General features: G+C 60.7%; 25 protein-coding genes. 13 read left to right on the plus strand and 12 right to left on the minus strand.

Annotated elements, in window-relative coordinates; genetic code table 11:
- Positions 1–25: 25 nt before the first annotated feature.
- The 3 genes from IP76_RS04960 to IP76_RS04970 all read left to right on the plus strand — a co-directional run bounded on the left by IP76_RS04960 (position 26) and on the right by IP76_RS04970 (position 2,514).
- Entirely contained in the window at positions 26–622 is a 597-nt protein-coding gene (locus IP76_RS04960; RefSeq protein WP_054157069.1) for a GNAT family N-acetyltransferase, read from the plus strand.
- 272 nt (positions 623–894) lie between these two features.
- Entirely contained in the window at positions 895–1,590 is a 696-nt protein-coding gene (locus IP76_RS04965; RefSeq protein WP_054157070.1) for an OmpW family protein, read from the plus strand.
- 306 nt (positions 1,591–1,896) lie between these two features.
- Positions 1,897–2,514 carry an outer membrane protein gene (locus IP76_RS04970; protein ID WP_082352410.1) on the plus strand — a complete coding sequence of 206 codons (618 nt, stop codon included), beginning with the start codon at positions 1,897–1,899 and terminating at the stop codon, positions 2,512–2,514.
- Between the two features lie 78 nt (positions 2,515–2,592).
- Here the strand turns inward: IP76_RS04970 and IP76_RS04975 are convergent, their stop codons facing one another.
- The 4 genes from IP76_RS04975 to IP76_RS04990 form a co-directional block, all read right to left on the minus strand.
- Positions 2,593–4,437 carry a HAMP domain-containing methyl-accepting chemotaxis protein gene (locus IP76_RS04975; protein WP_054157071.1) on the minus strand — a complete coding sequence of 615 codons (1,845 nt, stop codon included), beginning with the start codon at positions 4,435–4,437 and terminating at the stop codon, positions 2,593–2,595.
- Positions 4,438–4,726: 289 nt separating this feature from the next.
- Positions 4,727–5,713, minus strand: coding sequence for a WD40 repeat domain-containing protein (locus IP76_RS04980; protein ID WP_054157072.1), 987 nt, complete (start codon positions 5,711–5,713; stop codon positions 4,727–4,729).
- A gap of 50 nt (positions 5,714–5,763) precedes the next feature.
- Positions 5,764–6,882, minus strand: a complete 1,119-nt coding sequence (locus IP76_RS04985) for a GTP-binding protein (protein ID WP_054157390.1) — start codon at positions 6,880–6,882, stop codon at positions 5,764–5,766.
- A 181-nt stretch (positions 6,883–7,063) separates the two neighbouring features.
- Positions 7,064–7,855 carry a creatininase family protein gene (locus IP76_RS04990; RefSeq protein WP_054157073.1) on the minus strand — a complete coding sequence of 264 codons (792 nt, stop codon included), beginning with the start codon at positions 7,853–7,855 and terminating at the stop codon, positions 7,064–7,066.
- Between the two features lie 94 nt (positions 7,856–7,949).
- Between IP76_RS04990 and IP76_RS04995 the strand changes: the two genes are divergently transcribed.
- The 5 genes from IP76_RS04995 to IP76_RS05015 all read left to right on the plus strand — a co-directional run bounded on the left by IP76_RS04995 (position 7,950) and on the right by IP76_RS05015 (position 12,510).
- Entirely contained in the window at positions 7,950–8,540 is a 591-nt protein-coding gene (locus tag IP76_RS04995) for a MarR family winged helix-turn-helix transcriptional regulator (protein ID WP_082352431.1), read from the plus strand.
- A gap of 77 nt (positions 8,541–8,617) precedes the next feature.
- Positions 8,618–9,634 carry a LacI family DNA-binding transcriptional regulator gene (locus IP76_RS05000; RefSeq protein ID WP_054157074.1) on the plus strand — a complete coding sequence of 339 codons (1,017 nt, stop codon included), beginning with the start codon at positions 8,618–8,620 and terminating at the stop codon, positions 9,632–9,634.
- Between the two features lie 20 nt (positions 9,635–9,654).
- Complete coding sequence (locus IP76_RS05005; protein WP_054157075.1) at positions 9,655–10,611, plus strand: 2-hydroxyacid dehydrogenase; 957 nt, start codon at positions 9,655–9,657, stop codon at positions 10,609–10,611.
- Positions 10,612–10,722: 111 nt separating this feature from the next.
- The gene (locus IP76_RS05010) at positions 10,723–11,202 is read left to right on the plus strand and encodes a hypothetical protein (RefSeq protein WP_054157076.1); all 480 of its coding nucleotides are present in this window, start codon (positions 10,723–10,725) and stop codon (positions 11,200–11,202) included.
- Positions 11,203–11,403: 201 nt separating this feature from the next.
- Entirely contained in the window at positions 11,404–12,510 is a 1,107-nt protein-coding gene (locus IP76_RS05015) for a TRAP transporter substrate-binding protein (protein ID WP_054157077.1), read from the plus strand.
- Positions 12,511–12,640: 130 nt separating this feature from the next.
- Here the strand turns inward: IP76_RS05015 and IP76_RS05020 are convergent, their stop codons facing one another.
- Complete coding sequence (locus IP76_RS05020; RefSeq protein ID WP_054157078.1) at positions 12,641–14,494, minus strand: TRAP transporter large permease subunit; 1,854 nt, start codon at positions 14,492–14,494, stop codon at positions 12,641–12,643.
- A 1-nt stretch (position 14,495) separates the two neighbouring features.
- Positions 14,496–15,047: a TRAP transporter small permease subunit gene (locus IP76_RS05025; RefSeq protein WP_054157079.1), complete on the minus strand. Its 552-nt coding sequence runs from the start codon at positions 15,045–15,047 to the stop codon at positions 14,496–14,498.
- A gap of 261 nt (positions 15,048–15,308) precedes the next feature.
- Between IP76_RS05025 and IP76_RS05030 the strand changes: the two genes are divergently transcribed.
- Positions 15,309–15,533 carry an aa3-type cytochrome c oxidase subunit IV gene (locus IP76_RS05030; RefSeq protein ID WP_054157080.1) on the plus strand — a complete coding sequence of 75 codons (225 nt, stop codon included), beginning with the start codon at positions 15,309–15,311 and terminating at the stop codon, positions 15,531–15,533.
- Between the two features lie 168 nt (positions 15,534–15,701).
- Here the strand turns inward: IP76_RS05030 and IP76_RS05035 are convergent, their stop codons facing one another.
- Positions 15,702–16,511 (minus strand): tetratricopeptide repeat protein, encoded by an 810-nt coding sequence (locus tag IP76_RS05035; protein ID WP_245281403.1) that lies wholly within the window; start codon positions 16,509–16,511, stop codon positions 15,702–15,704.
- A gap of 191 nt (positions 16,512–16,702) precedes the next feature.
- Positions 16,703–16,936, minus strand: a complete 234-nt coding sequence (gene rpsU / locus IP76_RS05040; RefSeq protein ID WP_054157081.1) for a 30S ribosomal protein S21 — start codon at positions 16,934–16,936, stop codon at positions 16,703–16,705.
- A 307-nt stretch (positions 16,937–17,243) separates the two neighbouring features.
- On the opposite strand from rpsU, the gene IP76_RS05045 reads away from it, so the two are divergent.
- From IP76_RS05045 to IP76_RS05060, 4 genes are read left to right on the plus strand one after another with little or no spacing between them, the layout of a single operon-like run.
- Complete coding sequence (locus tag IP76_RS05045; protein ID WP_054157082.1) at positions 17,244–18,497, plus strand: sarcosine oxidase subunit beta family protein; 1,254 nt, start codon at positions 17,244–17,246, stop codon at positions 18,495–18,497.
- Positions 18,498–18,515: 18 nt separating this feature from the next.
- Positions 18,516–18,836 carry a sarcosine oxidase subunit delta gene (locus IP76_RS05050; protein ID WP_054157083.1) on the plus strand — a complete coding sequence of 107 codons (321 nt, stop codon included), beginning with the start codon at positions 18,516–18,518 and terminating at the stop codon, positions 18,834–18,836.
- Positions 18,833–21,826 (plus strand): sarcosine oxidase subunit alpha, encoded by a 2,994-nt coding sequence (locus IP76_RS05055; protein WP_054157084.1) that lies wholly within the window; start codon positions 18,833–18,835, stop codon positions 21,824–21,826. The genes IP76_RS05050 and IP76_RS05055 overlap by 4 nt, the downstream gene beginning before the upstream one ends.
- Positions 21,819–22,373, plus strand: a complete 555-nt coding sequence (locus IP76_RS05060) for a sarcosine oxidase subunit gamma (RefSeq protein WP_054157085.1) — start codon at positions 21,819–21,821, stop codon at positions 22,371–22,373. Before IP76_RS05055 ends, IP76_RS05060 begins: the two co-directional genes overlap by 8 nt.
- 55 nt (positions 22,374–22,428) lie before the next feature.
- Here IP76_RS05060 and IP76_RS05065 read toward each other — a convergent pair whose 3' ends face one another.
- The 4 genes from IP76_RS05065 to glgX form a co-directional block, all read right to left on the minus strand.
- Positions 22,429–22,959, minus strand: a complete 531-nt coding sequence (locus tag IP76_RS05065; RefSeq protein ID WP_054157086.1) for a DUF2314 domain-containing protein — start codon at positions 22,957–22,959, stop codon at positions 22,429–22,431.
- Between the two features lie 215 nt (positions 22,960–23,174).
- A complete protein-coding gene (locus tag IP76_RS05070) occupies positions 23,175–24,233 on the minus strand; it encodes a DUF2332 domain-containing protein (protein ID WP_054157087.1) in 1,059 nt (352 codons plus the stop codon).
- Entirely contained in the window at positions 24,230–24,718 is a 489-nt protein-coding gene (locus tag IP76_RS05075) for a MaoC family dehydratase (RefSeq protein WP_054157393.1), read from the minus strand. The genes IP76_RS05070 and IP76_RS05075 overlap by 4 nt, the downstream gene beginning before the upstream one ends.
- 89 nt (positions 24,719–24,807) lie before the next feature.
- Positions 24,808–26,754, minus strand: a complete 1,947-nt coding sequence (glgX, locus tag IP76_RS05080; protein ID WP_245281387.1) for a glycogen debranching protein GlgX — start codon at positions 26,752–26,754, stop codon at positions 24,808–24,810.
- Positions 26,755–26,776: the final 22 nt, after the last annotated feature.

A 26,776-nucleotide genomic window follows, 5' to 3' on the forward strand; every position in this document is an offset into this window, starting at 1 on the left:
TCATCGCTTGGGATGGGAGGCCAGAATGGCCGCTGTTCTGACCAGCATGCGTGCGCTTTTTCTCGCCACGCCTGCATTCGTCATCGATCATGAAACGCCGGCCGACGTCGTGGCACGCGAGGCTTTGCTCGACCGCGCCATGGGCGAAGACCGCCGCAAGAAATCGTCGGAGAAGATCCGCCGCAACCGCATTCCGGCCGAGGGGCTGGCGCTTGTCGCACGCGACCGGGACGGTCACGTCATCGGCACCGTGCGCCTGTGGAATGTCGAGGCTGGCGTCAGCCGCGAGGGGCAGGGTGTTGATGCGTTGCTGCTCGGTCCGCTCGCGGTCGATGCTGCCCATGCCGGCAAGGGCGTCGGTGGGGCTTTGATGCGCGCCGCGCTCCTCGAAGCGAAGACGCGGGGCCATGGAGCGGTGCTCCTCGTCGGCGATGCGCCCTATTACGAGCGCTTCGGCTTCTTTGCCGAAAAGACCCAGCATCTGGTGATGCCAGGGCCATTTGCCCGCGAGCGTTTCCTGGCGCTTGAGCTTGTGCCCGGCTGGCTGGAGGGCACGGCAGGCATGGTTGTTGCGACTGGCCGGCGACTGTCCCATCCGACGGATCGACGTCGCGCAGCCTGATCGACACCTCAAGGCATTGGCTGAAAGAGGCTCGGCCGACGATTCGTCGTGCCGGGTCTTTTCTTTCACGGGGTTATGGGTGTGTGTTCGCCCAACCTGCCGTTTTTCCAATCGTCAAATCTGACTGTCGCATTGCGGCAACAGTCCCTATTGCGATTGTTGTTCTCTATAATTCAATGCCAACCTATTGATCTGGCTCAAATCGGGTCTCTCTCCATGACTGCTAGCTGGCATTGGCTAATGCCACAGATCGACTTCTCAAGGAGAGACCAATGACCACCCCTCGGACTGCCTGCAACCGCGCCATCATCGCGACCGCGACCCTCGTGCTGCTTTCATCAGCGGCGGTTGCAGCGGATCTCGCGCCGCTGCAGGAGCCTGTCCCCGCGGCAACGGCGGATATCGCTTCACTCAGCCCCTGGCAGATCCGCGTGCGTGGGCTCGGCGTCATCACGAATGATTCCGGTTCGGTCGATGGCGTTGCCGGCTCTGACCTGTCCTACAGCGACACGGTGATCCCGGAACTCGACGTGTCCTACTACTTCACCGATAACATCGCGGCTGAACTGATCCTCGGCACGACCTACGCCAATGTCTACGGCGAGGGTTCTGTTGCCGGTCTTGGCAAAATCGGCAAGACTTGGGTCCTGCCGCCAACGCTGACCCTGCAGTATCACTTCACCGACTTCGGCGCCTTCAAGCCTTATGTCGGCGCCGGCCTCAACTACACGATGTTTTACAGCCAGTCGGGGGATACGGCGAGCGATCTCGATGTAGAGAATACCTTTGGCACGGCCCTGCAGATCGGTGCCGACTATATGGTGAACGAGCACTGGGGCGTGAACTTCGACGTGAAGAAACTCTTCCTCAAGGCTGATTACGAGACCACGATCGGTGGCGCAGATTACTCGGGCAAGGCAAAGCTTGATCCCTGGCTCATCGGTGCCGGCGTCACCTACCGCTTCTGATCAGGCGGGCTACTGACGTAGAGTGAAAGGGGCGATCGCAAGGCGGTCGCCTCATTTTTTTGTGTCGATTGCGCAACAGCTTACAAAAGCATCAAGGCAAGTTGAGCTGCAATGATCTTTTTTCCGCCATAACACGGAACCAATTTCTCTCTACACCCTTCTGGCAGCGGGGTCCGGCGCGAAAAACGTTCGCTCGGGCGGGAACTAAAACGCTGATGAAGTTCTGATTGTTGTGTTGTATAATGATTACAGACAAAAATCAGGGGTGGCGTTACAACCCGATCTTGTAACACAGGAGTGAAACACATGATCAAGAGCATCCTTCTCGGTTCGGTCGCAGCTGTTGCGATTTCGACCTCGGTATTCGCAGCAGATGCGATCTATGAAGCACCGGCCGAGCCGCCGGTCGCTGTTGAATCCGCACCGGCCTTTACCTGGGCAGGTGGCTATGCAGGTATTCACACCGGCTACGGCTGGGGCAATGGCGACGTTGATGGCGTTGGTTCGGAAAGCTTCGACGGCGCTCGCTTCGGCGGCTTTGCCGGCTACAACTGGCAGCTTTCCAGCGGCTTCCTGGTCGGTCTTGAAGGCGATCTGAACTACGACTGGAACGAAGAAAACCTGGCAGGTTCTGATGTCAGCACCGGCCTTAGCGGCTCGGCTCGCGGCCGCGTCGGCTATGCCATGGACCGCGCGCTGCTCTTCGCAGCAGGTGGTTACACGGGCACCCAGATCGAGGGCAATGGCGACGATGACACGCTGCACGGCTGGACCGTCGGCGGTGGCGTCGACTACGCGCTCACCGATCGCATGTTCACGCGCGTCGAATATCGTTACAACGATTTCGGCACGGGTGACCTGGGTGGCAACGAGATCGATTTCGACCAGCACGTGGTCAATGTCGGTCTTGGCGTGAAGTTCTAATCAGAACACCCGGACTTAATAAGAACGCCCGGCCTCCTGAATGGATGGCCGGGCGTTTTTCGTTGGTGCCCTGTCTGATCAGGCCGCGGCTGACAGACGCCTTACGGGCTTTGGTGCTTCCTCGTCACGAATGCCAGAACGGCGATTGAGCTGGAAGCGACCGACAAGGTTCGACAGTTCGGTAGCACCGGCGGCAAGTGTGTGGCTGATCGCCGAGGTTTCCTCGACCATGGCGGCATTGCGCTGGGTCATCTGATCGATGTTCTCCACGGCGGTGCTGATCTCCTTGAGGCCAAGCGCCTGCTCCTTCGCCGCAAGAGCAATGGCGTCGATGTTCGTGTCGATCTGAGCCACGAACTCGCCGATCCGGTCGAGCGCCGATCCGGTTTCACCCACCAGCCTGACGCCTGACGATACCTCTGTGCTGGACTTCTGGATCAACCCCTTGATATCACGCGCGGCTGTCGCGGACCTCTGGGCCAGTTCCCGCACTTCCTGGGCGACGACGGCAAAGCCCTTGCCGGCCTCGCCGGCGCGCGCGGCTTCCACGCCGGCGTTGAGCGCCAGCAGGTTTGTCTGGAAAGCGATTTCATCGATGACGCCGATGATCTGTCCGATTTCTGACGAGGCCTGTTCGATCCGCTCCATGGCAGTCACGGCCGAGCGCACCACTTCGGCGGATGCGATGGCCGAGTCCTTGGCCTCGCGAACGAGGTCGCGGGTATCCTGTGTGCGATCGGCCGAGGCATTGACGGTCGCGGTGACCTGTTCCAGCGCAGATGAGGTCTGCTCGAGTGCTGCTGCCTGTTGTTCTGTTCGGGTGGCAAGGTTGGACGATCCCTCGCGCATTTCCATACTGTTTTCGTGAAGCCGCCGGGTCTCGACCAGAACTCTTTCCAGTGTGGTCTGAAAGGTCGCGATGGAGTGGTTGAAATCCTCGCGCAAGCGTTCGAATCGGTGATCGAAGGGCTCGTCCAAGGTCATGCGAATGTTGCAGTCGGCCAGGCGATGCAGACCGGCACCGAGCGTCTCGATGACAAAACGGAGCGCCTCTGCTTCGATCGCCCGATCATGATCTCGAGCGCTACGCTCCTGATCAATCACGGCACGGGCGTTTTCTGCGTCGAACTGGAGGCGTTGATTCTCAAGTCCGGCTTTGCGGAAGACTTCGACAGCGGCTGCGATCTGTCCGATTTCGTCTCGACGCTCTGAGTGTGGCACGGGTTCCGAATAGGTGCCGGTTGCCATCTGCGTCATGTAGCCGGAGATTTCGGCCAGTGGATTGAGGGCACGCCGGCGGACGAAGAAGACGGTTCCGAGTGCGGTCGCGATCAGCATCAGGCCGAGAACTATTGACAGCATCTCGCGGCTCGCGGACTCCGCGGCGGCATAGGCCTCGCGATCGACGAGATAGGTTCCGGCCATGGCGACCAATTGGTTCACCGAAGCTTCATGGTCATGAAACTCCTGCTTCAGCTTCAAAAGTGCAGGCTTGATGGCGCTAACATCGCCTGCATTTGCAAAGGGGACGTAGTCGCCTTCAAGCGTCTTCCAATAGGTGTCGCCCTTAGCCAGAACGTCCGTGTAGAGCTTATTCTGCAGGCTGGCTGGCAGCGTGGAGGATTTCCAGTAGTCACGTCGCTCGTCGTAGAGCTTGTGCAGATCCTTGATGCGCGGAATATTGGTTGCGGCTGTTTCCGGATGCAGCGCGGTTTCGCTGGCAAGCGCGTAGGATTCGATCAGATAGAGCGGTGGTGGCAGGATGTCGGCGATCAGGTCCTTGCCGTCGACGATCTCTTGATAGATCGGTCCGTTCACCTTCAGCATCTGCAGTGTCTGGGCGCCGATGGCTGCGACGACCACGATACCGCCTGCGAGAGCTAGACCGGCTGTCGTGATGACGATTTTCAAATTGAGTGTCATGGTGTATCCGTGCGGATGGCAGGGCAGCCGGCGTCCAGCGCAAGCAGGAGCGTCCGCGGAGCAATGCCGTGGTTCAACAGTCTGATTTTTTGAAATAGCGCGGCGAACGAAGCGCGGCTTATATCTCTCGCCCGTTCTGTCCTCATCAAAGGACAAATATCCTACCGGTCGGTTAAGGTTGACGACTCGTTTAGGGGGCTATGCAAGATTTAGCGGGTTTTTTTTGTCATTTCGGTAAGGGCGCCCGGAAGTCTGCAATCAACAGGGTTTCCCGGGCGCTCCGGCTCAATCAGGCGGTGATGTCGATGACGCCGCAGTCGCCCTGATCGGATGCAAAGCAGAGAAGCTTGCCGGTCGTGCTCCAGTCCATGGCCGTGATCGCACCTTTGCCTGGGCGACGCAGAAGGGCCTCCTTGCCGTCCGCAATCCGCACGGCGAGGATCATGCCGTCGATGAAGCCGATGGCGAGAACCTCTTCCAGTGGATGGAAGGCGACCTGGGTCACGAGGATGTTGGCGCGTGTGCCGAGTTCCAGCGGCGCCTTGCCCATTGGGCCATCCTTGCCGGCAAAAGGCCAGACGATGGCGGCGGGCGCACCGGATGAAGCCAGCCATTTGCCCTTCGGTGACCAGGACAGGGATTTGACCTTGGCGGGGTAGCCGGTCATGCGCATGTGACGGGCATCCGTGCTCTTGCCGTCCAGCTTCCAGCCGTGAAGGGCGCTTTCCTGCATCATGGTGACGACGAAGCGGCCATCGGGTGAGAAGGTCACGCCGGTATGCGCGCCTTTCCAGTCGAGGTCGACAGGTGCGCCGGCAGTTCCAACCCAGTGCAGGGTCACGCCATTATAGCGGGCGACGGCTATGCGCAGACCCTTGGGCGCGAAGTCTACCCCCTCGACCGTGCGTTCCTCGGCGAATTCCTTCGTCGTACCATCCGCGAGCCGCACAAAAGTGGACTTGCCATGGGCATAGGCGACGGCGCCCTGCGGGCCGGGGGCGACGACATTGATCCATTTACGCGGGGCATGGGCCAGTTCGGTCACGCTGCCGTCAGGGGCGATCCGGAGCACGCGCCCGTCCTCGCCGCCGGTGAGGAGGGTTTGGCTAGCGGGATCCTTGACGCAGGTCAGCAATCCAGCATCCGTTTTCGTCACCTTCTCGCCGCCATCAAGGCGGTGGATAGCACCGCTCGAGGCGGCGAAAACCGGAATGTCGCCGAGAAAATGGGCTGCCAGCACGTGGCCTTCGATGTCGAGCGGGGCAACGGTCGGCATGGGTCAGATATGTCCTCTTGCTTTGTCTTTGGGCAGGGTCAGGTGAGGGCTCACGCCGTCGCCTCGCAGGCCTTGAAGCTCGCTTCGAGCTTTTCGCGATCCAGCTCTCGACCGATGAAGACGAGGCGGCTTTCGCGCTTTTCACCATCCTTCCACGGACGCTGGTGATCGCCCTCGACGATCATGTGCACGCCCTGAACAACGTAACGTTCTTCGTCGCCCTTGAAGGCGATGATACCCTTCAGGCGCAGGATGTTCGGGCCTTGCGTCTGGGTTACCTTCTGGATCCAGGGGAAGAAGCGATCCGGGTTCATCTCGCCGCCGCGCAGCGAGACGGAAACAACCGTTACATCATGGATCGCGGATGGGCCGTGATCATGGTGGTGGTGGCCGTGGTCATGCGCATGGCCATGATCATGATGATCGTGCCCGTGGTCATGATGATGATGGTCGTGATCATGGTGATGATGGTCGTGGCCGCAATCCGGACCGCAGACATGATCGGGGGCATCGTGATCGAGGAAATGCGGATCATTTTCCAGCGCGCGCTCAAGATTGAAGGCGCCCTGGTCGAGCACCTTGGACAGATCGACGCCGGAGCGGGTGGTCGAGTAGATGCGGGCGGACGGGTTGATCGCGCGTACGATGTGCTCGATCTGGTGCAGCTCGTCATGGCTGACAAGATCGGCCTTGTTGATGACAACGACATCGGCAAAGGCGATCTGGTCTTCGGCTTCGCGGCTGTCCTTCAGGCGCAGCGGCAGGTGCTTGGCGTCGACAAGCGCGACCACGGCATCAAGCTCGGTCTTGGAGCGGACATCGTCATCCATGAAGAAGGTCTGTGCAACGGGAACCGGATCGGCGAGGCCCGTCGTCTCGACGATGATGCCATCGAACCGGCCGGGGCGGCGCATCAGGCCTTCAACGACGCGGATCAGGTCGCCGCGCACCGTGCAGCAGACGCAGCCATTGTTCATCTCGTAGATTTCTTCGTCCGACTCGACGATCAGGTCGTTATCGATGCCGATTTCGCCGAATTCATTGACGATGACGGCGTATTTCTTGCCGTGGTTTTCCGACAGAATGCGGTTCAAGAGCGTGGTCTTTCCGGCGCCGAGATAGCCGGTGAGCACGGTGACGGGTGTCGGTTTTACGGTTGCTTCGGTCATGAAAGCCTCGATCGGGTGGGACTGCCGCATCAGCGGCTTGTAATGGTGTTACCCCCATATAGGCGTTCAGCCGGAGCAGTTCAAAGGCTTTCGTGCGGTCAGGTGAGGTTCAATGTCGGGCAGCCGCCTGAGGTCGGGGTAGCAAAGCGGAAGCCCTTGCCGAAGCAGGTACAGGCCGTATTCACCGAAAGTCCGCCACATCAAACTGACGCATATCCTCAATCAGCTCCACCAGTCCCTTTACCGCGTGCTCGATCAACCTTTCGCCCTTGTCCGCCGTTGCTGCCTTCGCATTGCCGGCGACGCCTTGTGGGTTGAGGTCGGCCATTTTCCAGCCGAAGGCATGCGGACCGTAGGCGCGCAGGTGCGTGAAGCGCTGGACTAAATCGGTTTGGCGGGACGGAAAATTTTCGGCCTTCTGCATGTCGACACGTTCAGGTGCGAGCGCCAGCATCACCGAGGTTTCGATATCGCCGCCGTGAATGTCGATGGCCTTGGCCTCCGGTGTGATGACGCCCTCCGGCAGTCCGAAGCGGCTCCAGCTTGTCGCCACGACCAGCATGTTGAAGCGGACGCGGGCCTCGGTCGCGACAATGGTGAGCAGGGGCGAATTGCCGCCATGGGCATTGAGCAGAACGAGCTTGCGAATGCCCCCTTCGTTCAATTCCTCCGCCATACCCAGCCAGCGGGTGACGGCCTCGTCGAAGGCGAGCGTTGCCGTGCCCTCGACGTCCATGTGTTCGATGGAATAGCCGACCGGCTCCGTTGGCAGGATCGTGACTGGCAAATGATCCGGCAAGGCGGCTGCGAGCCGCTCTGCTATGCCGGTTGCAATGATGGTGTCCGTCTCGAAGGGCAGGTGCGGGCCGTGCTGCTCATGGGCGCCGAGCGGCAGGACGGCGATCCAGTCGTGGCGATCACGCGGCGAGAGCCGGGCATCGTTGCGGTTGAACCAGCGCTCGGGTTTCGCCATCTGGCCTCGTCTCCTGATCTTCGATATGACAGGCGACCGTTCGCGGCCAGCCTATTGGCTGGTGATGCATGCGGCCAAGCCCCCGGGGAGAGTAATGGCGAAAAAGGACAAGGCCGACAAGGCACCCAAGGCATCCAAGCCTGAGAAGGCGGCCAAGGGCGACACTGGCGGCAAGCTGGATCGCAGCGAGAAGAAGAAGGGGGCGAAGAAGAAGGATCTCGCCGGAAGCGGCCTGCTTTCTGCCTCCGTCACCCAGGTTGCGCGGGCCATGCGCACGCGTCTCTCCCACGGGCTGTCGCAAAGTGGTCTTTACCCCGGACAGGATGGCGTCATCCAGCTGCTGGCCGCCGATGACGGCATGACGCCCGGCGCCCTGGCGCTTAGGCTTGGCGTCAAGGCACCGACCATGACGCGCACCATCGGCCGCATGGAAGCTCAGGGCTTCGTCACCCGGCAGGCGGATGATCGTGACCAGCGGCAGACCAAGGTCTATCTGACCGGAGAGGGCCGCAACAGCCTGGCGCGAATCCAGGCCGCCATGGCCGATTGCGAGCGTAAGGCGATCCGCGGCCTGTCTGGAAAAGAGGTGCGCCAACTTGTGAAGCTGCTCACCGCCATTGAGGACAACCTGTCAAACCGGCCGCAGGCCGCGCGTGAACCAGTCGATCTGGACGAAGACGATTGAAAGCCGCGCTTAAATTGTTTAATTAAACGGTTTAAGGGCGCGAATTCGCGCCGCCGGTCTGCTGCGAGGGAGGATACGTGGCACAAAAGGTCAAGCTTTCGACCATTGCGGAATCGCTCGGTCTGTCTACGGCGACAATTTCGCTTGCGCTCCGCGACAGTCCTCTGGTTGCCGTCGATACCAGGGAAAAGATCAAAGAGCAGGCAAGGGCGCTCGGTTATATCTATAACCGCCGTGCGGCCAGTCTCCGGACATCGCGTTCAGGCATTATCGGTGTCGTGGTGCATGATATCATGAACCCGTTTTACGGGGAGATCCTGAAGGCGATCGAGACCGAACTCGATCGCAGTCGCCACACCTTCATTCTGTCCAACCACTACGATTCGGTCGACAAGCAGCGCATGTTCGTCGAGACGCTTTTGCAGCTTGGCGGTGACGGTGTGATCATGTCACCGGCCATTGGCACGCCGCCGGAAGATGTGATGCTGGCGGAAAACAACGGGATGCCGGCAATCTTCATTGCCCGCTCGATGGATGGGCTCGACGTACCGATCTATCGCGGTGACGACACCTATGGCATTTCACTTGCGACCAATCATCTGATTGGTCTTGGCCATCGCTCGATTGCAATGATCGGCGGGACCGACCAGACGTCGACGGGGCGTGATCGTTATCAGGGCTATGTCAATGCGCTGCGCAAGGCGGGCATAGAGGTCGATCCGGGCCTTCGCATTCCAGGGCCCCGCACCAAGCAGGGCGGTTTCGAGGCGGCTGTGAACTTCCTGTCTCTGCCACAAAAGCCAACGGCTGCGGTGTGCTGGAACGATCTTGTCGCCATCGGTCTGATGAACGGCATTGCCCGTGCTGGACTGGTGCCCGGCAAGGACATTTCCGTGACTGGCTACGACGATCTTGAAGAAGCCTCGATCGCAACGCCAGCGCTGACGACCGTCTGGAACGGTCAGGCCGAGGTCGGCAGGCTGGCCGCGCGGGCGCTGCTCGACAAGCTTGCGGGCAGCCACGAGCCTGATGGCATCCATCTGATCAAGCCCGAGATGCGGATTCGCCAGTCGACCAGCCCCATTCCGCGTTGAAAGCCGAAGGAAGCTCCCCCATGACCAAGCCTGTCATCCTGATCCCGGGACGTATCCATCCGCGTGTTACCGCGCGCCTGTCCGAGCGCTGCGAACTTGTCGAAATCGCCTCCGTCGACACGTCAGAGCTGGATGCGGAGACTTTGTCGCGGGTGCGTGGCGGTGCGGTGTCAGGCCGTTTTCCGGCGTCGCTGATGGCGGCGCTGCCCAATCTTGAGGTCATCGGCAGCTTCGGCGTCGGCTATGACGGCGTTGACGTTGCAGAAGCGGCCCGCCGGGGCGTAATCGTCACGCATACGCCTGATGTCCTGAACGACGAGGTTGCCGACACGGCGCTCGCCTTGCTGCTCAATACCGTGCGTCGGTTTCATTTCGCTGAAACCTATCTGCGCGAAGGGCGCTGGGAAAGCGAAGGGGCTTTCCCGCTGTCGCCCCTGTCGCTCAAGGGCCAACGCGTCGGCATACACGGGCTGGGGCGGATCGGCCTGGAGATCGCGTCGCGGCTGGTGCCGTTCAAGGTGGAGATCCATTATCACACCCGCACGCCCCGTGCCGATGTGCCCTACACCTATCACGAAAGCCTGCTTGCACTCGCCACCGCTGTCGATACGCTGATCTCGATCGTGCCGTCGACGCCGCAGACAGCGGGTGCAATCGACGCCGGGGTGCTGAAGGCGCTTGGGCCCAAGGGCGTGCTGATCAATGTCGGACGTGGATCGACAGTCGATGAGCCGGCGCTGATTGCGGCACTCAAGGACGGGACCATCGCGGCCGCCGGCCTCGACGTCTTTGCGGACGAGCCGCGCGTGCCGAAGGCTTTGCTCGACCTGCCGAATGTCTCGCTCTTGCCGCATGTCGCCTCGGCCTCCGTCCCGACGCGGGATGCGATGGCGGATCTGGTGGCCGACAATATTCTCTCCTGGTTCGAAGAGGGGCGGCCGCTGACGCCGGTTCCGGAAACACCGTTCAAGGGCTGATGTAACCCCCAAAGGCCTTGGTCTACTTGCAAGCTTGCCGCTCCAGCTTTCGGCAAGCTTGTCGGCGCATTGTTCCCTGACCAGCCCTCAAGGCGGTGAAGGGGTGCTTCCATGAAAGCCTATCTCCTCGTGCTTGCGTCTGCGCTCGGCGCTGCAGCGGTTGCCGCGACAGGATTGTCGCTGCTCGCCAATCCTGCCTCCATGTCGTCTGTTCAGACCGATGCCCTGATTTCTGGCGGTATTCCTCAGCCGGCTGGGCCCAAGCCCTCGACGCTGATTGATACGGCGGCTGTCGGGGCGTCGCCACCGGCGATTTTTTCGGTTTCCAATTTTACCCGCCGCAGCGTCTGTCTGGTCGAGCGGGGTGGAACGCTCACCAGCCGCAGCCGCTCCTTCTTTGCCCCTCCGGATTGTGCCGCAGTCTGGCCCGGGCTGCAGGCGGCGCGGACTTGGACGGAAAACGAAGATGGCAGCGTCACCCTCAGCGACGGCGCCGGAAAGGCGCTGATCACGCTGGTAAGGGGAAAGAGCTTTTCCTACGAGATGGCAGACCCACGCGAGGCCGATCTCGCTTTGCTCATGCTGCCGTGACGCGCCCGAGCCGCCTTGCTGGCCCTTTGTCGGTGGGACAAAAGTGCAGGCGTCTGGATGATACAACCAAAGTCTAGGCCTAAAGGTGCATGAGGCATGTCTTGAAAGCGTTGTGCCAACATGGTTAGCTCTCGTGATCGATGCGAGGGGGAAGGCGCAACGGCGCCTTTTCGTCGATCAGTCCATAACGGGAGGTATTACATGGATCGTCGTTCATTTATCAAAAAGGCCGGGATTGCCGGTGCCGGCGCTGCCGCTTCGACAGTGCTCGCCGCACCTGCCATCGCGCAGGGTGCGCCCAAGGTCACCTGGCGTCTGACGTCATCATTTCCGAAGTCGCTCGACACCATCTATGGTGGCGCTGATGACATCGCCAAGCATGTTTCCGAAGCCACTGACGGCAATTTCACTATACAACCCTTTGCAGCGGGTGAGATCGTGCCCGGTCTGCAAGCCGCTGACGCCGTGTCTGCCGGCACTGTCGAAATGTGCCATACCTGCTCCTACTATTATGTCGGCAAGGACCCGACCTTCGCGATCGGTACGGCCATTCCCTTCGGCCTCAATGCACGCCTCACCAATTCCTGGTTCTATGAAGGCAATGGCAACACGCTGCTCAACGAATTCTATGCGACCCACGGCCTTGTCGGTTTTATCGCTGGCAATACCGGTGCGCAGATGGGGGGCTGGTTCCGCAAGGAGATCAATACCGTCGACGACTTCAAGGGCGTGAAGATGCGCATCGCCGGCCTGGCAGGCCGCGTTGTCGAAAAGCTTGGGGCCGTGCCGCAGCAGATCCCGGGCGGCGACATCTACCCGGCGCTCGAAAAGGGCACGATCGATGCCGCTGAATGGGTCGGGCCCTATGACGACCAGAAGCTCGGCTTCAACAAGGTTGCCCCTTACTACTATTATCCAGCCTTCTGGGAAGGCGGCCCGGTTATCCATGCCTTCGTCAACAAGACCAAGTATGATGAGCTTCCGGCCGGCTACAAGGCGGTGCTGCGTGACGCCTGCGCTTATGCCAATACCAGCATGATGGCGAAGTACGACAAAAAGAACCCCGTCGCTATCCGCGAGCTTGTGGCAGCCGGTACGCAGCTGCGTCCATTCAGCCAGGAGATCCTCGAAGCCTGCTATAATGCCGCAACCGAGGTCTATGCCGAGATCACCGCGTCAAACGAGTGGTTCAAGAAGATCTACGAAGACCAGGTCGCGTTCAAGCGCGATGCCTATCTGTGGATGCAGCTGTCTGAATACACCTATGATACCTTCATGATGATGCAGCAGCGCGCCGGCAAGCTCTAAGCCTTATGCCTTCGTGATCCGCAATGCCCGGCCTCCTGTGGAGGCCGGGTTTTTTATTGTCTGCTGCGTCGCGGCGCATGAGAGATAGAAAAAAAAGCCCCCGGACGGGGGCTTTTCCATTTTGGTTGCATCAGTTGAAGGCTGGTGGCTGACTGAGATCCGGGGTCTTCGATGCCGGTGCCGGGGCAGCTGGAGCGGGTGCCTGCGCCCCGCCGAAGTCCGGCGGCGGCAGGCCGAGCGATGGTGCTGCTGGTGCTACGGACGTTCCGGGTGTTGCGGGCTGTCCACCAAAGCTCGGCGGAGGTAGTCCGAAGGATGGGGCCGTACCGGTTCCGGATCCGAGTGGCGGCAATGACAGGCCACCACCGGAGGGAACCTGAATCTGGATCGTGCTTGGATCGGCAGTTCCTGCCGTACCCTTGTAGTGCATGACCAGGCCTGGGAAGGCAATGACCACCATGATCATCAGGAATTGGATGACGATGAAGGGGAGGACGCCCTTGTAGATGTCCAGTGTCTTGATGCCGGGTCGCGTATGTCCCGTCACCTTGTCCTTCCATTGGCCTTCGGGTGCGACAGAGCGAAGGTAGAATAGCGAGAAGCCGAAGGGAGGTGTGAGGAACGAAGTTTGCAGGTTGATGCCAAGGATGATGCCGAACCAGACGAGGTCGATGCCATGGCTTTCGGCCACAGGTACGAGCAGTGGCACCATGATGAAGGCGATCTCGAAGAAATCGAGGAAGCAGCCGAGGATGAAGACGATGATCGTGACAACGATCAGGAAGCCGTATTCACCGCCCGGCAGGGCAAGCATCAGGTCCTCGATCCAGACATTGCCGTTGATGCCGTAGAAGGTCAGGCCGAAGACTCGGGCACCGATCAGGATCATCATGACGAAAGCCGAGAGGCGGGTGGAGGCGTCGAGTGCATTCTTCAGCACCGCAAAGGACAGACGTCCCTTGGCGGCGGAGATGATCAGGGCCCCCGTTGCACCCATGGCGCCGCCCTCAGTCGGGGTGGCGATGCCGAGGAAGATGGTGCCAAGCACGAGGAAGATCAACGCCAGCGGCGGCACCATCACGATGATCACCTGCTGGGCGAGGCGGGAGATCAGGTTCAGATTCATGCCGCGGTTGACGAGCGCCAGGATGTAGACGGTCGTGACGCTAAATGCGAGCCCGGCGACCAGCTGCCATTCCGGGCTCTGAATGCCTGTGAACAGAAACGACCGACCGAGGAAATAGAGGCCGGTACCGAGGGCGATCATGACCAGCAGGGACGTGACCCCGTCACCCAGTGTGCGGGCTTCCTTCGGCAGGGCAGGGACCCATTGGGGTTTGATCAGGCTGATTACGAAAATATAAGCGCAGTAGGTGGCGATGATGAGGAGTGCGGGATAGAGCGCGCCGACATACATGTCTCCAACAGATCGGCCGAGCTGGTCGGCCATGACGATCAGTACGAGCGACGGCGGCACGATCTGCGCCAGCGTGCCAGAAGCTGCAATCGTTCCGGTCGCGAGCGGGGCGTTGTAATTGTAGCGCAGCATGATTGGCAGGGAGATGAGGCCCATGGCCATGACTGATGCGGCGACAACGCCTGTCGTGGCGCCAAGCAGGGCGCCAACTAGAATGACCGCATAGGCAAGGCCACCGCGGATTGGGCCGAACAGCTGACCGATCGTGTCGAGCAGATCTTCTGCCATGCGCGAGCGCTCGAGGATGATGCCCATCAGGGTGAAAAAGGGGATCGACAGCAATGTCTCGTTGGACATGATGCCGCCGTAGATGCGGTCTGGATGGGACTGCAGCAGCGGCCAGAACAAACGGATCTCTGAAGAGATCGTTGAGAATTCGACTCCGAGGACGAAGTAGATCAATCCGCCAGCGGCGAGCGTGAAGGCGACCGGATAGCCGAGCAGCAGCATCAGCATGACGGTCGTGAACATGATGGGCGCAAGGTTATGTGCGATCAGATCGATCATCTCAGCGCTCCATGTTTTCGGTTGCGGCTTCTTCCAGTGCGGGATCGGCCATCCGTCCGGTGACGATGGCGAAGCGCTTGATGATTTCAGAAAACGCCTGGGCTACGAGCAGCATGAAACCGATCAACACGACTCCCTTTGCGGGCCAGATGATCAGGCCGCCGGCGCTTGAGGAGATTTCCCCCGATGTGAAGGATCGCCAGAACCAAGGCCATGCGAGGTAGGCCATCAGCGTGGAGAAAGGCACCAGAAAGATGATGTGCAGGATGAGGTCGATCCAGTCCCGCGTCCGCTTGGTCCAGGTACTCGATACGATGTCGATGCGGATGTGTTCGTTGCGCAGCAGCGTGTAGGCGGCGGCCAGCATGAAGACCGCGCCGAACAGGTACCATTGTAGTTCGAGCCACGCATTGGATGACAAGTCGAACATCTTGCGCATAACGGCATTGCCGGCGCTGATCAGCACGGCTGCCAGGAGCAGCCAGGACACGGAACGTCCGATGAAGGCGTTGACTGTGTCGATCAGCCGGGAAAGAGCCAATAGAATTTTCATGGTTTTTGTCTCCCCATAGTGCTTCGTGATTAGAGCATGGATTGCATGGGTGCAACGGTCGCTCTGCCACTTCTCCGGAGGCATTCGACCAAAGTCGCGACGCTGTGTTTATGAAGGTACAGCCGGGGCGACAAAATGCGCGCTGGCTGCGATTGCGCTCCCGCTGTCGTTTGTGTATTCGGGAATTCGACCTTATTTCACCAGCGCTGGCCGGATGCGATTCTGCGGGCGGGTGTCAGACGAAGACGTGGGAGATCGACTATGAGCGAACATCATTCCGGTCCGGTTGAAACCGGTGCTCAGATGGATTACCGGGAGCATGAAAAGACCTATGACTTCTTTATCGCCGGCACCAAGTATGGCACGGCCATCCTGGTTGCTCTGATGATCGCCATGGCTGCCGGCTTTTTCGGTGGCGCTGGCCTGATCGGCGGCTTCTTCGTCTGGATCGTTCTCAGCATTGCCGGCGTCTTTATCATGCGCTGATCGGCATTCCTGCTGATATGTTGTTCAAGGCGATCCGTCAGGCGGGTCGCCTTTTTCTTTGTCCGCTGTTCCGAGCCCTGGCCGTCGCCGAGTACAAAAGAAAACGGCGGGTTTCCCCGCCGCTGATCACTGTCAAAACTTCGCTTCAGTCTCGCTGAGTTTAACCGCTCAGCTCGCGCCGCGCGTCCGGGCGAGGCCCTGCTTGGCGGGTTCATATTTCGGGTCCAGATTAAGCGCGTGGGCGTAGGACTTGGCAGCGCGTGCCTTGTCGCCGCGACGCTCATAGACCAGTGCCTGGTTGGCCCAGCTTTCAGCGATGTTGCCGTTCAGCTCGATGGCGAGGTTGAAGTCGGCAAATGCGTTTTCATCGTCGTTGAGCGCGATATAGGAGACGCCGCGGCCGTTATAGGGCTCGGGCGCGCGTCCGGACAGCGAGATGGCTTTTGAGAAGTCCTCGATCGCCTTGGCGTGGTCGCCGCGCAGCTGGTAGATCAGGCCGCGATTGTGGTAGGCGCGCCCGTCCGTGGTGTCGAGCTGAATGGCGCGGTTGAAATCTCCGAAGGCTTCGTCGATTCGCCCGGCCTGACGATAAATATTGCCGCGGCCGATATAGGCGACATCGTAATTCGCGTTCAGCTTCAGAGCCGCATTGTAATCGGCGGCAGCTTCAACCGGCTTGCCCATGTTGCGGTAGACGAGCGCACGGTTGGCATAGGCCTGGTAGAACTGCGGGTTGATCTGAAGTGCGGTGTTGAAGTCGTCCAGCGCGGGCTTGAACTGGCCTGCACGGCCATAAGCGGAGCCGCGAACATTGTAGCCTTCCGGATCGCGTGGGTTCGACTGAATGACGGCCGTCAGTGATGCAATGTTTTCCTCAGAGCCCTGAGCGCGATCGACGCGGATAACATCAGTGGTTTCCGTGGTCGTCGCGCAGCCAGTCAACGCCAGAAGCGCAGTCACAGCCATCGCAGTCGCCATCTGCCTCGTGCGGATTGCGGGGAGGGCGGTCGCGAGGATCGAGGTGTTTTTCATCGGTCGCATCATCCGGCCGCTGCCAGCGCCAGAAAGCTCCGGGAACAGCGTCAGTTCGTGTTTCATATCAAAAGAGCGGCGGCGATTCTCTTCGCCCCCGCTCTCATTTCATAGGAAAACGTCCAAATCGGGGCTGATCAGCGAGCAGCCGAGCGCGACGGACCAGCAATCAGACCTTCGCGCTGCATCCGCTTGCGAGCAAGCTTGCGAACGCGACGAACGGATTCGGCCTTTTCGCGAGCGCGCTTCTGGGACGGCTTCTCATAGAAGTCGTGCATCTTCATTTCACGGAAGATGCCTTCGCGCTGCATCTTCTTCTTGAGAGCGCGGAGCGCCTGGTCAACGTTGTTGTCGCGGACTAGTACCTGCACGTTTATCCCGTTCCTTCGGTTCTAAGAGTTGTGTCCTTCCGCCAACGAACGTTGCATCGACGGAAACAGCAAAAAGGTTCGCCTGACCTTGTGAGTCTGGCGATTGACGACGGCCAATAGCAGAGAGATGCCCGGAAGTCCATATGGGGCAGGCGTTCCGGTCTTAATTTTTGGCTCTCTGCGGCCACGATCTGAAGCGTGTCGAAAGAGGAGCACCTGCGTGTCGCAAAATGCACGTCATGACGCATATTGATTTGCGACAGCTAAGGCCCTACCCAAATGCCTGAACCACAGGAGTTTAAGGCGAATGCGCAAATATTCGGTCTTTGCCGTTGTCCGTGAGGCGATGCGTGCCCACAAGGGATGGGAGGCTCAGTGGGTCTCTCCCGAACCGCGGCAATCCTATGACGTCATTATCATCGGTGCCGGCGGCCATGGTCTTGGTGCAGCCTATTATCTGGCCAAGGAACACGGCATCACTAATGTCGCGGTGATTGAAAAAGGCTGGCTCGGCGGTGGCAATACCGGTCGAAACACGACGATCATCCGGTCCAACTATCTCTATGAAGAGAGCATGGACATCTACGAGCATTCGCTGAAGCTCTGGGAGGGCCTGAGCCAGGACCTCAATTACAACGTCATGTATTCGCCGCGCGGCGTGATGATGCTGTCGCACAATGTGCACGACCAGCAGTCGTTCAAGCGCCATGTGAATGCCAACAACCTCTATGGCATCGACAACGAGTGGCTGACGCCGGAGCAGGCCAAGGCGTTTTGCCCGCCGCTCGATATTTCCAAGACGGCTCGTTACCCGATCAATGGTGCAGCGCTGCAGCGCCGTGGCGGCACGGCGCGTCACGATGCGGTTGCCTGGGGTTATGCGCGTGCCGCGTCTGATCGCGGCGTGCACATCATCCAGAATTGCGAAGTGACGGGTATCCGTCGCGGACCAAATGGTGAAGTCACCGGCGTCGACACGACCAAGGGCTTTATCGGCGCGAAGAAGGTCGGCGTTTCCGCTGCTGGCCACTCCTCGGTCGTCATGGGCATGGCCGGCGTGCGCTTGCCGGTTCACTCGACGCCGCTGCAGGCGCTCGTCTCCGAGCCGCTGAAACCGATCTTCCCCTGCGTGGTCATGTCGAACACCGTACATGCCTATATCTCGCAGTCGGACAAGGGAGAGCTGGTTATCGGTGCCGGTACCGACCAGTACAATTCCTATAGTCAGACCGGTGGCATGCAGATCATCACGCATACGCTGGATGCGATCTGCGAGCTGTTCCCAATGTTCCGTCGCGTGAAGATGATGCGCCAGTGGGGCGGGATTACCGACAACACGGCCGACCGTTCACCGATCCAGAGTGTCACGCCGGTTCAGAACCTGTTCGTCAATGCCGGCTGGGGGACGGGCGGTTTCAAGGCAACGCCGGGTTCTGCCAACCTGTTCGCGCATCTGATCGCCAAAGGCGAGCCGCATCGTCTGGCCCAGGGCCTGACGCTCGACCGCTTCCGCACCGGCCGCCTGATCGATGAGGCAGCCGCCGCTGCCGTTGCTCACTGATTTCAAGGATCGATCAAAATGCTGATCATCAAGTGCCCCTATTGCGAAGAAGAGCGCGCCGAGCTCGAATTTCGCGCCGCCGGTGAAGCGCATATCGCACGCCCGGAAAACATCGCCTCGATCACGGACGAAGAATTCGCCGACTACTTCTTCCTGCGCGACAACCCGAAGGGTCTGATCTTCGAGCGCTGGCGTCATATCCATGGCTGCGGGCGTTTCTTCAATGCGGCCCGTGACACGATTTCCGACAAGATCCTGCTGACCTACAAGGCCGGTGAACCCATGCCCGATCCCGCAACACTGGTTGCCCCGTCTGCATCGAAGGGAGAAAAGGCATGAGCGCTGCCAACCGCATTCCCGGCAAGGGCCGCCTGACACCGGCTCGCACCGCCCGCTTCACCATTGATGGCCGCAGCCTGACCGCATACGAAGGCGATACCGTCGCTTCCGCGATGATTGCCAACGGCATGCATCTCGCTGGCCGCTCGTTCAAATATCATCGTCCGCGCGGCATCCTGACGGCCGGCCCGGAAGAGCCGAATGCGCTGCTCGACATTTCGCGCGATGCTGCCCGCCGGCAGCCGAATGTGCGGGCGACCGTGCAGGAAGTCTTCGACGGGATGAAGGTCGAGACGCAGAACCGCTGGCCGTCGCTGTCGCTCGACATCGGCGAGGTCAACAATCTGTTGTCGCCGTTCTTCGCCGCCGGCTTTTACTACAAGACCTTCATGTGGCCGAAGGCCGCCTGGCATCAGATCTATGAGCCCTTCATCCGTCGCGCTGCCGGTCTTGGCAATGCGCCGAAGGAATCGGATCCGGACCACTATGCGAGCCGCTATGCCCATTGTGACGTGCTGGTGATTGGCGGCGGCGCTGCCGGTCTCGCCTCTGCACTGGCTGCCGCCCAGACGGGCGTTCGCGTCATGATCGCTGACGAGCAGCCGGAAATGGGCGGTGCTTTCCATTTCGACACCGGTGCCACCATCGACGGCCAGAATGGCTATGACTGGGCGCAAGGTGTGGTCGCCAAGCTCAAGGCCATGCCGAATGTGACGGTGCTGACCCGCACGACTGCTTTCGGTTATCACGCCCATAACTATGTGGCGCTGGCCGAGCGTGTGACCGATCATGTCGCCAATCCGTCCAAGGCGCTGCCGCGCGAGCGTCTGTGGCAGGTGCGCGCCAAACGCGTCGTGATCGCCAGCGGTGCGATCGAGCGTCATATGGTGTTCGCCAACAATGACCGCCCCGGCATCATGCTGGCGTCAGCAGCCCGGACCTATCTCAACCACTTCGGCGTTGCCGTTGGTGCAAAGGTTGCCGTCTACACGGCGCATGATTCCGCATACGAAGCGGCGATCGACCTGAAAAAGGCCGGCGTCTCGGTGCCCGTCATCGTCGATGCCCGCGAAAAGCCGGGCGAGGGCGTTCTGGCCGAGGCGCGGGCGCTGGGGATCGAGGTTCTGACCGGTCACGGCGTCGTCGATACCGCCGGACGTCTGCGCGTTCGCTCGATCACGGTTCGCCGCAATGGCGGTGGTCAGGCGCGCAAGATCGAGGTCGATGCGCTTCTGATGTGCGGCGGCTGGACGCCCTCCGTGCACATGTTCTCGCAGTCGCGCGGCAAGCTGAAGTTCGATGCGGCCAACCAGCGCTTCCTGCCGGATGTCTATGCGCATGACTGCATCTCGGTCGGCGCCTGCAACGGCACCGACGATCTGCAGGCCTTGCTGGATGAAGCAACGTCGGCCGGGCTTTCCATGGCCAAGGCTGCCGGTGCGACCGAGACTTCAAGCGTTTCGCTGACGGGTTCGAACGCCCATGCCTGGACCGGTGGCATGATCGGGGCTGCCGAAGGGGCTGGCCGCGAAGACAACGTCAAGGCCTTCGTCGACTTCCAGCACGATGTCTGCGCCAAGGACATTCGTCTTGCCGTGCGCGAAGGCATGCATTCGATCGAGCATATCAAGCGCTTCACGACAAATGGTATGGCGTCCGATCAGGGCAAGCTGTCCAACATGCATGGTCTGGCGATCGCGGCGGAAGTGCTTGGCAAGGAAATCCCGCAGGTCGGTCTCACAACCTTCCGTGCGCCTTACACGCCGGTCACCTTCGGCACACTGATCAACCATTCGCGTGGCGAATTGTTCGATCCGACCCGCAAGACGCCGATGCATGCCTATGAAGTCAGCCAGGGTGCCGTCTATGAAGACGTCGGCAACTGGAAGCGCGCCTGGTACTATCCAAGGGCCGGCGAAGACATGCATGCGGCCGTCAACCGCGAATGCAAGACGGCCCGTGACGTCGCTGGCGTGTTCAACGCCTCGACGCTGGGCAAGATCGAGGTTGTCGGTCCTGACGCGGCCGAGTTCCTCAACCTCATGTACACCAATGCCTGGGACACGCTGAAGCCCGGCAAGGCGCGCTATGGCATCATGACGCGCGAAGACGGCTTCATCTATGACGACGGCGTTGTCGGGCGTCTCGCCGAGGATCGCTTCCATGTGACCACGACGACCGGCGGTGCGCCGCGTGTCATGCACCACATGGAAGACTATCTGCAGACGGAATTCCCGCATCTGAAGGTCTGGCTCACCTCGACCACCGAACAGTGGGCGGTCATCGCGGTCCAGGGTCCGAAGGCGCGCGACATCATCGCGCCTTTCGTCGAGGGCATCGATATCTCGAACGAAGCCTTCCCGCATATGAGCGTGGCCGAAGGCAAGTTCTGCGGCGTGCCGACGCGCCTCTTCCGCGTGTCGTTCACCGGTGAACTCGGTTTCGAAGTCAACGTGCCTGCCGATTTCGGTGCTGACGTCTTTAGACAAATCTGGGAACGGGCCCAGTCGATGGGCGCCTGCCTCTACGGCACCGAGACCATGCACGTGCTGCGCGCCGAGAAGGGCTACATCATCGTCGGACAGGACACCGACGGCACGCTGACCGCAGACGATGCCGGCCTCTCCTGGGCGGTGTCGAAAAAGAAGACCGACTTTGTCGGTATTCGCGGCATGAAGCGTCCGGATCTGGTCAAGGAAGGCCGCAAGCAGCTGGTCGGACTTTTGACCAAGAACCCGAATGAGGTGCTGGAAGAGGGCGGGCAGATCGTGGCCAATCCGAACCAGCCGAAGCCGATGACCATGCTCGGTCACGTCACCTCGTCCTACTGGTCGGAAAACCTCGGCCGCTCCATTGCGATTGCCATGGTGGCCGGTGGACGTGCCCGGATGGGCGAGACGCTCTACGTGCCGATGAAGGACAAGACCATCGCGGTGGAAGTGACCGACATGGTATTCTTTGACAAGGAAGGAGGCCGCATCCATGGCTGATGCTGTAATCGCTGAGCGCAAGACTGTTCTTGCCGGCTTCCATGGTGGCAGCGCGAAGGTGCGCCTGACGGCGGCTCCCGTTGCTGTCCGCGTCTCGTTGCGCGCCGGTGCCGATGCGGTCGCCGGACTCTCCAAGGCGCTTGGGTTGACGCTTCCAACGAAGCCGAAGACCTCTGCCGCCGCCAAGGGCCGCACGGCGTTCTGGATCGGTCCGGACGAGTGGCTGCTGATCGATGAGACCGGCGGAGACCTGATGGCCGATTGCGCCGCCTCCGGCACCCTGCATTCGGCAGCGGACGTCTCCCACCGCAACGCCGCGATCATCGTATCGGGGCCTGCGGCTGACGTCACCGTCAATACCGGCTGCCCACTCGACCTCTCGCTTGTCGCTTTCCCGGTGGGTGCCGTCACCCGCACGGTGTTCGGCAAGATCGAGATCATTCTCCACCGTGTCGAGGCTGAAACTTTCCGCGTCGAATGCTGGCGGTCGTTTGCCGACTATGCTTTTGGCATGTTGGCCGAAGGCGCCGAGGATGCCTCGCTCTGAGGAGAGCGGTCTGCTCCTGTTGTTAAAGAAAAGGCCGGGGTGACCCCGGCCTTTTTCAATGGGTGATGGCCTGCGTGTCGCAGACAAGGCCCATGGAGCGGAAGAGTTCGTCGATCTCGGCGGAAGGAGTGATCTTGGCAATCGCGCAGCCGGTAAAATTGCCGGTCATGCCCTTCTCGTCCATGTAGAACCAGTCGGCGATATCCTCCTTGGTGAAGGCAATCGTCTGGCCCATTTCGATGTGCTCGACCATTTCAGGTTCGTTGCTGATCCGGCCGGTATAGCCGCTCTCGTTTCTTTCGATGTCGCTCAGCCAGAAGAATTCGGAGGACAGGGAGCCCTCCGAGAAACTGTTGATCCGATAGCTGTCGCCTTCATCGAAGATGCCGATCTTGACCGTGTAGTTATAGGTCCCCTCGGGCGGGTTTTCCGCCTTGGCGAGGAAGTCATCGAGGCCTGCCTTCGCTTTTTCAAAGGCCTCGGCCATAATCGGATCGCCTTGTTCGACCATGACTACGGCTGATGCCGCGCCAAAAGATGCCAAGGTGAGGTATGCGGCAAGACTTGCCGCCTTGAAAACTGTCATCGCCAAAGTTCCGTTCTCTTCGCCTGTTGTGCCGATGAGAGCGTCTTATCCCGCGTGTAGCCCTTAACTGCCGATACGGCAGTCATGGAAACGCGGCGTGGCCCAGTGCCGGCAAGGCGGCATCTACCGAAAGCCCTGTGCGTTTTGGAAGTGGTGGCAGTCACAGGAGAATGGCGCCGTGTCTGACAAGTGACGGCTGCACGGATGCCGAGGCTTTACGCGCTCCAGCCTACCCATTTCACCCAGCGTCCATGAAAATCCGCCCGCCCTATCTCGCGGGTCTCGCCCGTCGGCCACATCGTCAGGAGGATGGCAGCGCCATCCGGCTTGCCGTCGGCCTCGAGTTGCAGGCGGGCCAGTGGCGCGTCCTGTGTTGCACGCAGACCCGCCTCAGTGATCAAGGCTTCGCCCTCGGCCTTCAGCTCGGCTGGGAAATACTGCCAGGCGATGGTGTGGTAGATCACGTGGGTAAGGCCGGGGCGGGGCGTGGCCAGGCGTTGGCGGAGCCAGGCAATGGCATCGGCCTTTTCGACCTTCAGCCCGCTCTCGGTTGCCATGGCGAGTGCTGCTGCGGTCCGGTCCAGACGGTCCTGCTGATCGGCCCAGATATAGGAGAAGAGCCGCAGGCGGTCATCTTCGGACGCCGGGTCCAGCGGGTTGAGGTCGCAGCCGGCACGCTCGGCAACTTCCAACCGGACATTTGGCGGCGGGGGGCCTTGCCAGCGGGGTTCGAGATGAACGGATGAGGTGTCACCAAAGGCCGTGTCGCCAAGCGTGTAGCTGTAGCGATCCCATTGCAGATTGAGGCCCGCACTGGCACCGACTTCGGACAAGGCGAGCGGTTTTTCCGTCAGCGCCGCGATCGTGAGGAAACCGGGGAGGAGGGCGGATGAGCGGCGCACCTCATTGGTCTGTGGTGCGGATGCCAGCCGGTCGAGCATGAAGGCTTCGTCGCGTTGAAGGGCGTTTGAGATCGCGCCCCAGAGGGTGTCGTCATCGACCGCATGCGGCGGATAGACGGCTGCGAGTTCGGCATCCGTGCCGGATCGGACCAGCGCATGCAGCGTCCCGGCCAGTCTGAGCGCCACGGCATCGCCGGTTCCGTCCGGATTGCCCTGCCAGCCGAGGAGCACCGCGCCGACGGAAGTATCCTCCGTCAACCTTTCGGCTGCCAGCCGGCAGAGGCGGGCGGTAAAGGGGGAGCCAAGATCGTCACACGCTTTCGCCTGACGGTAAAAGCTCTCACGGATCGTCTCAGGCCCATTCCTGGTCATATGGTCTCCGGCCGGTCCTTCGGGTCGAACTGGGAAATGGTGATCCAATTGGCGGTCAGTGCCGGCTTGCGCTCATCCTCAATCTCGACCGTCACTTCATAGGTGTTCATCAGCATGCCGGCACCGCGGAAGCGGGCCTCTGCCAGCTTGAAGCTGCCACGGATGCGCTTTCCCGTCTTGACCGGCGACATGAAGCGCAGCTTGTCGAAGCCGTAATTGATGCCCATGGTCTGTTCGCGGATCTTCGGCAGGCAATTATAGTTCATGGCCGAGAGCAGCGAGACCGTGAGGAAGCCATGCGCGATCGTGCCGCCGAAAGGGGTTTCGGCCGCGGCGCGAACCGGATCGGTATGGATGAACTGGTGATCCATGGTGGCGCCGGCAAAGGCGTCGATCATCGTCTGGTCAACAAGGATCCAGTCCGAGACCCCGACAACCTCACCGACAAGGCCCTGCACATCCGACAGCGAAATTTCACGCGGCATATAAACAACCTGATTGATCAATCCTTGGGCAACGCTACAGCCGCTTCACGTCAGGCGGAATAGGCGCCGGTCACCGCACTGCAATAAAATCAGCTTTCCAGCCAGAAATCGACGCTTCTGGCCTTCACCTCGATCTTTGCCGCGCCTTTTCCGCTGGAAAGTCGGCGCCATTTCTTTTCCGGCTGCGGGGGGAGGCAAAAGGCGGCGGCGTCGTGGGATCTGTTGAACAGGACGGCAATGCGGCAGGCGGTGCCCGTTTCGCGGTCGAGCGAGCGCAGCACCATGGCAAATGTCGCGTTGTCCGGCTGCTCCCAATCGGCAACCGACATTTGATCGCCGGACGGTGCGAGCCAGGAAACGTCGCCATCACCGGTGAGGAAACCGGGATCGGTAAAGCAGGTGAAGCGCTGCCGGATCGCGGCGAGGCGGGCGGTGGTGTCGATCAGCTCCTCGTCGGCCTTGGACCAATCAAGCCAGGTGATGGCATTGTCCTGGCAATAGGCATTGTTGTTGCCGCGCTGGCTTCGGCCGAACTCGTCGCCAGCGGTCAGCATCACGGCACCACGACTGGCAAAGAGGGTCGAGAGCAGCGCCTCGACATCCTGGCGACGCGCCTTGCGGATCACCTTGTCACTCGTCTCGCCTTCGACGCCATTGTTCCAGGAATGGTTCTCGTTATGGCCGTCGCGGTTGTCCTCGCCATTGGCCGCATTGTGTTTGTGGGTATGAGAGACGAGGTCGTAGAGCGAGAAGCCATCATGGGCCGCGATGAAGTTGACGCTGCGGGTGAGCGGAAGGCCGCTGTTTCCAAACAGATCCGCCGAACCGGCCAATGCTGTTGCGAGGTCGCCGGTCGTTCCGCCATCACCGCGCCAGTGGCGTCGGTAGGTATCGCGTGCGCGGTCGTTCCATTCGAGGAAGGCGGAGGGGAAGCGGCCGAGCTGATAACCGCCGGGGCCGATATCCCAGGGCTCGGCAATCAGGATGCGGTCTTCCAGCACTTCGTCTTCGATGATGGCCTTGAGGGTGGGAGCGTCGGCGTGGAAACCGTCCCAGTGCCGGCCCATGATCGGCGCGAGGTCAAAGCGGAAACCGTCGACGCCGGCTGAGAGGACGAAGTGGCGGAGCGTGTCGACGATTAGCTTGCGGATGAAGGGGTGATCGCAGGCGAGCGTATTGCCGCAACCGGTGTCGTTGACCAGTTTGCCCGGATCATTGGCAACATGGCGGAAGTGCGAGCGATTGTCGATGCCGCGCATCGAGAGGGTCGTGCCGTGCACATCGCTTTCCCCGGTGTGGTTGAAGACGAGGTCAAGGATGACGCCGATGCCCTCTGCATGGAGCGCCGCCACCGTTTCGCGCAGTTCGTGGACGCCGCCCGGTACAATGCGCGGATCGAGCGCCATCATGGCGACGGGGTTGTAACCCCAGCTATTGGTGAGGCCGAGGGGTGGCAGATGTCGCTCGTCGATCCAGGCGGTGATCGGCATGAGTTCGACCATGTCGACGCCGATACGCCTGAGATGGGCGAGGATGGCGGGATGGGCAATGGCTGCCAGCGTACCCTTTTGCGCGTCCGGTACATCCGGATGCAGCATGGTCAGCGCCTTGACGTTGACCTCGTAGATGAAACCGGCGCGGTCGCCGAGCGGCATCATCGGACGCAGCGGCTGATGATGCCGCAGGATCGCCTTCGGCATCAGGCCGGCGGTATCGACGCCAAACTGGCCCAAGCGGGGATCGTATACGAAGGGCCGGTCGAGCTCTGTGGCATAGGGGTCGATCAGCAGCTTTGCCGGATCATACCAGTGCCCATCGGTTGGCGCATAGGGGCCGTGAACGCGAAAACCGTAACGGGTTCCTTCCTTCGCACCCTCGACAAAGACGTGGTGGATGTCGCCGTCGCCGCGCGTCAGGGGCACACGGGCCAGCTCATCTTGTCCATCGGCGTCGAAGAGGCAAAGCTCGACATGGCTGCAATGGTGAGACCAGAGCCGGAAATCGGCTCCGGTGTGTCCGACTGTGACTCCCGGCATCGGCTCTGTCATGCACGGCCTC

This window comes from Rhizobium sp. AAP43, assembly GCF_001296045.1.
GTDB lineage: Bacteria > Pseudomonadota > Alphaproteobacteria > Rhizobiales > Rhizobiaceae > Allorhizobium.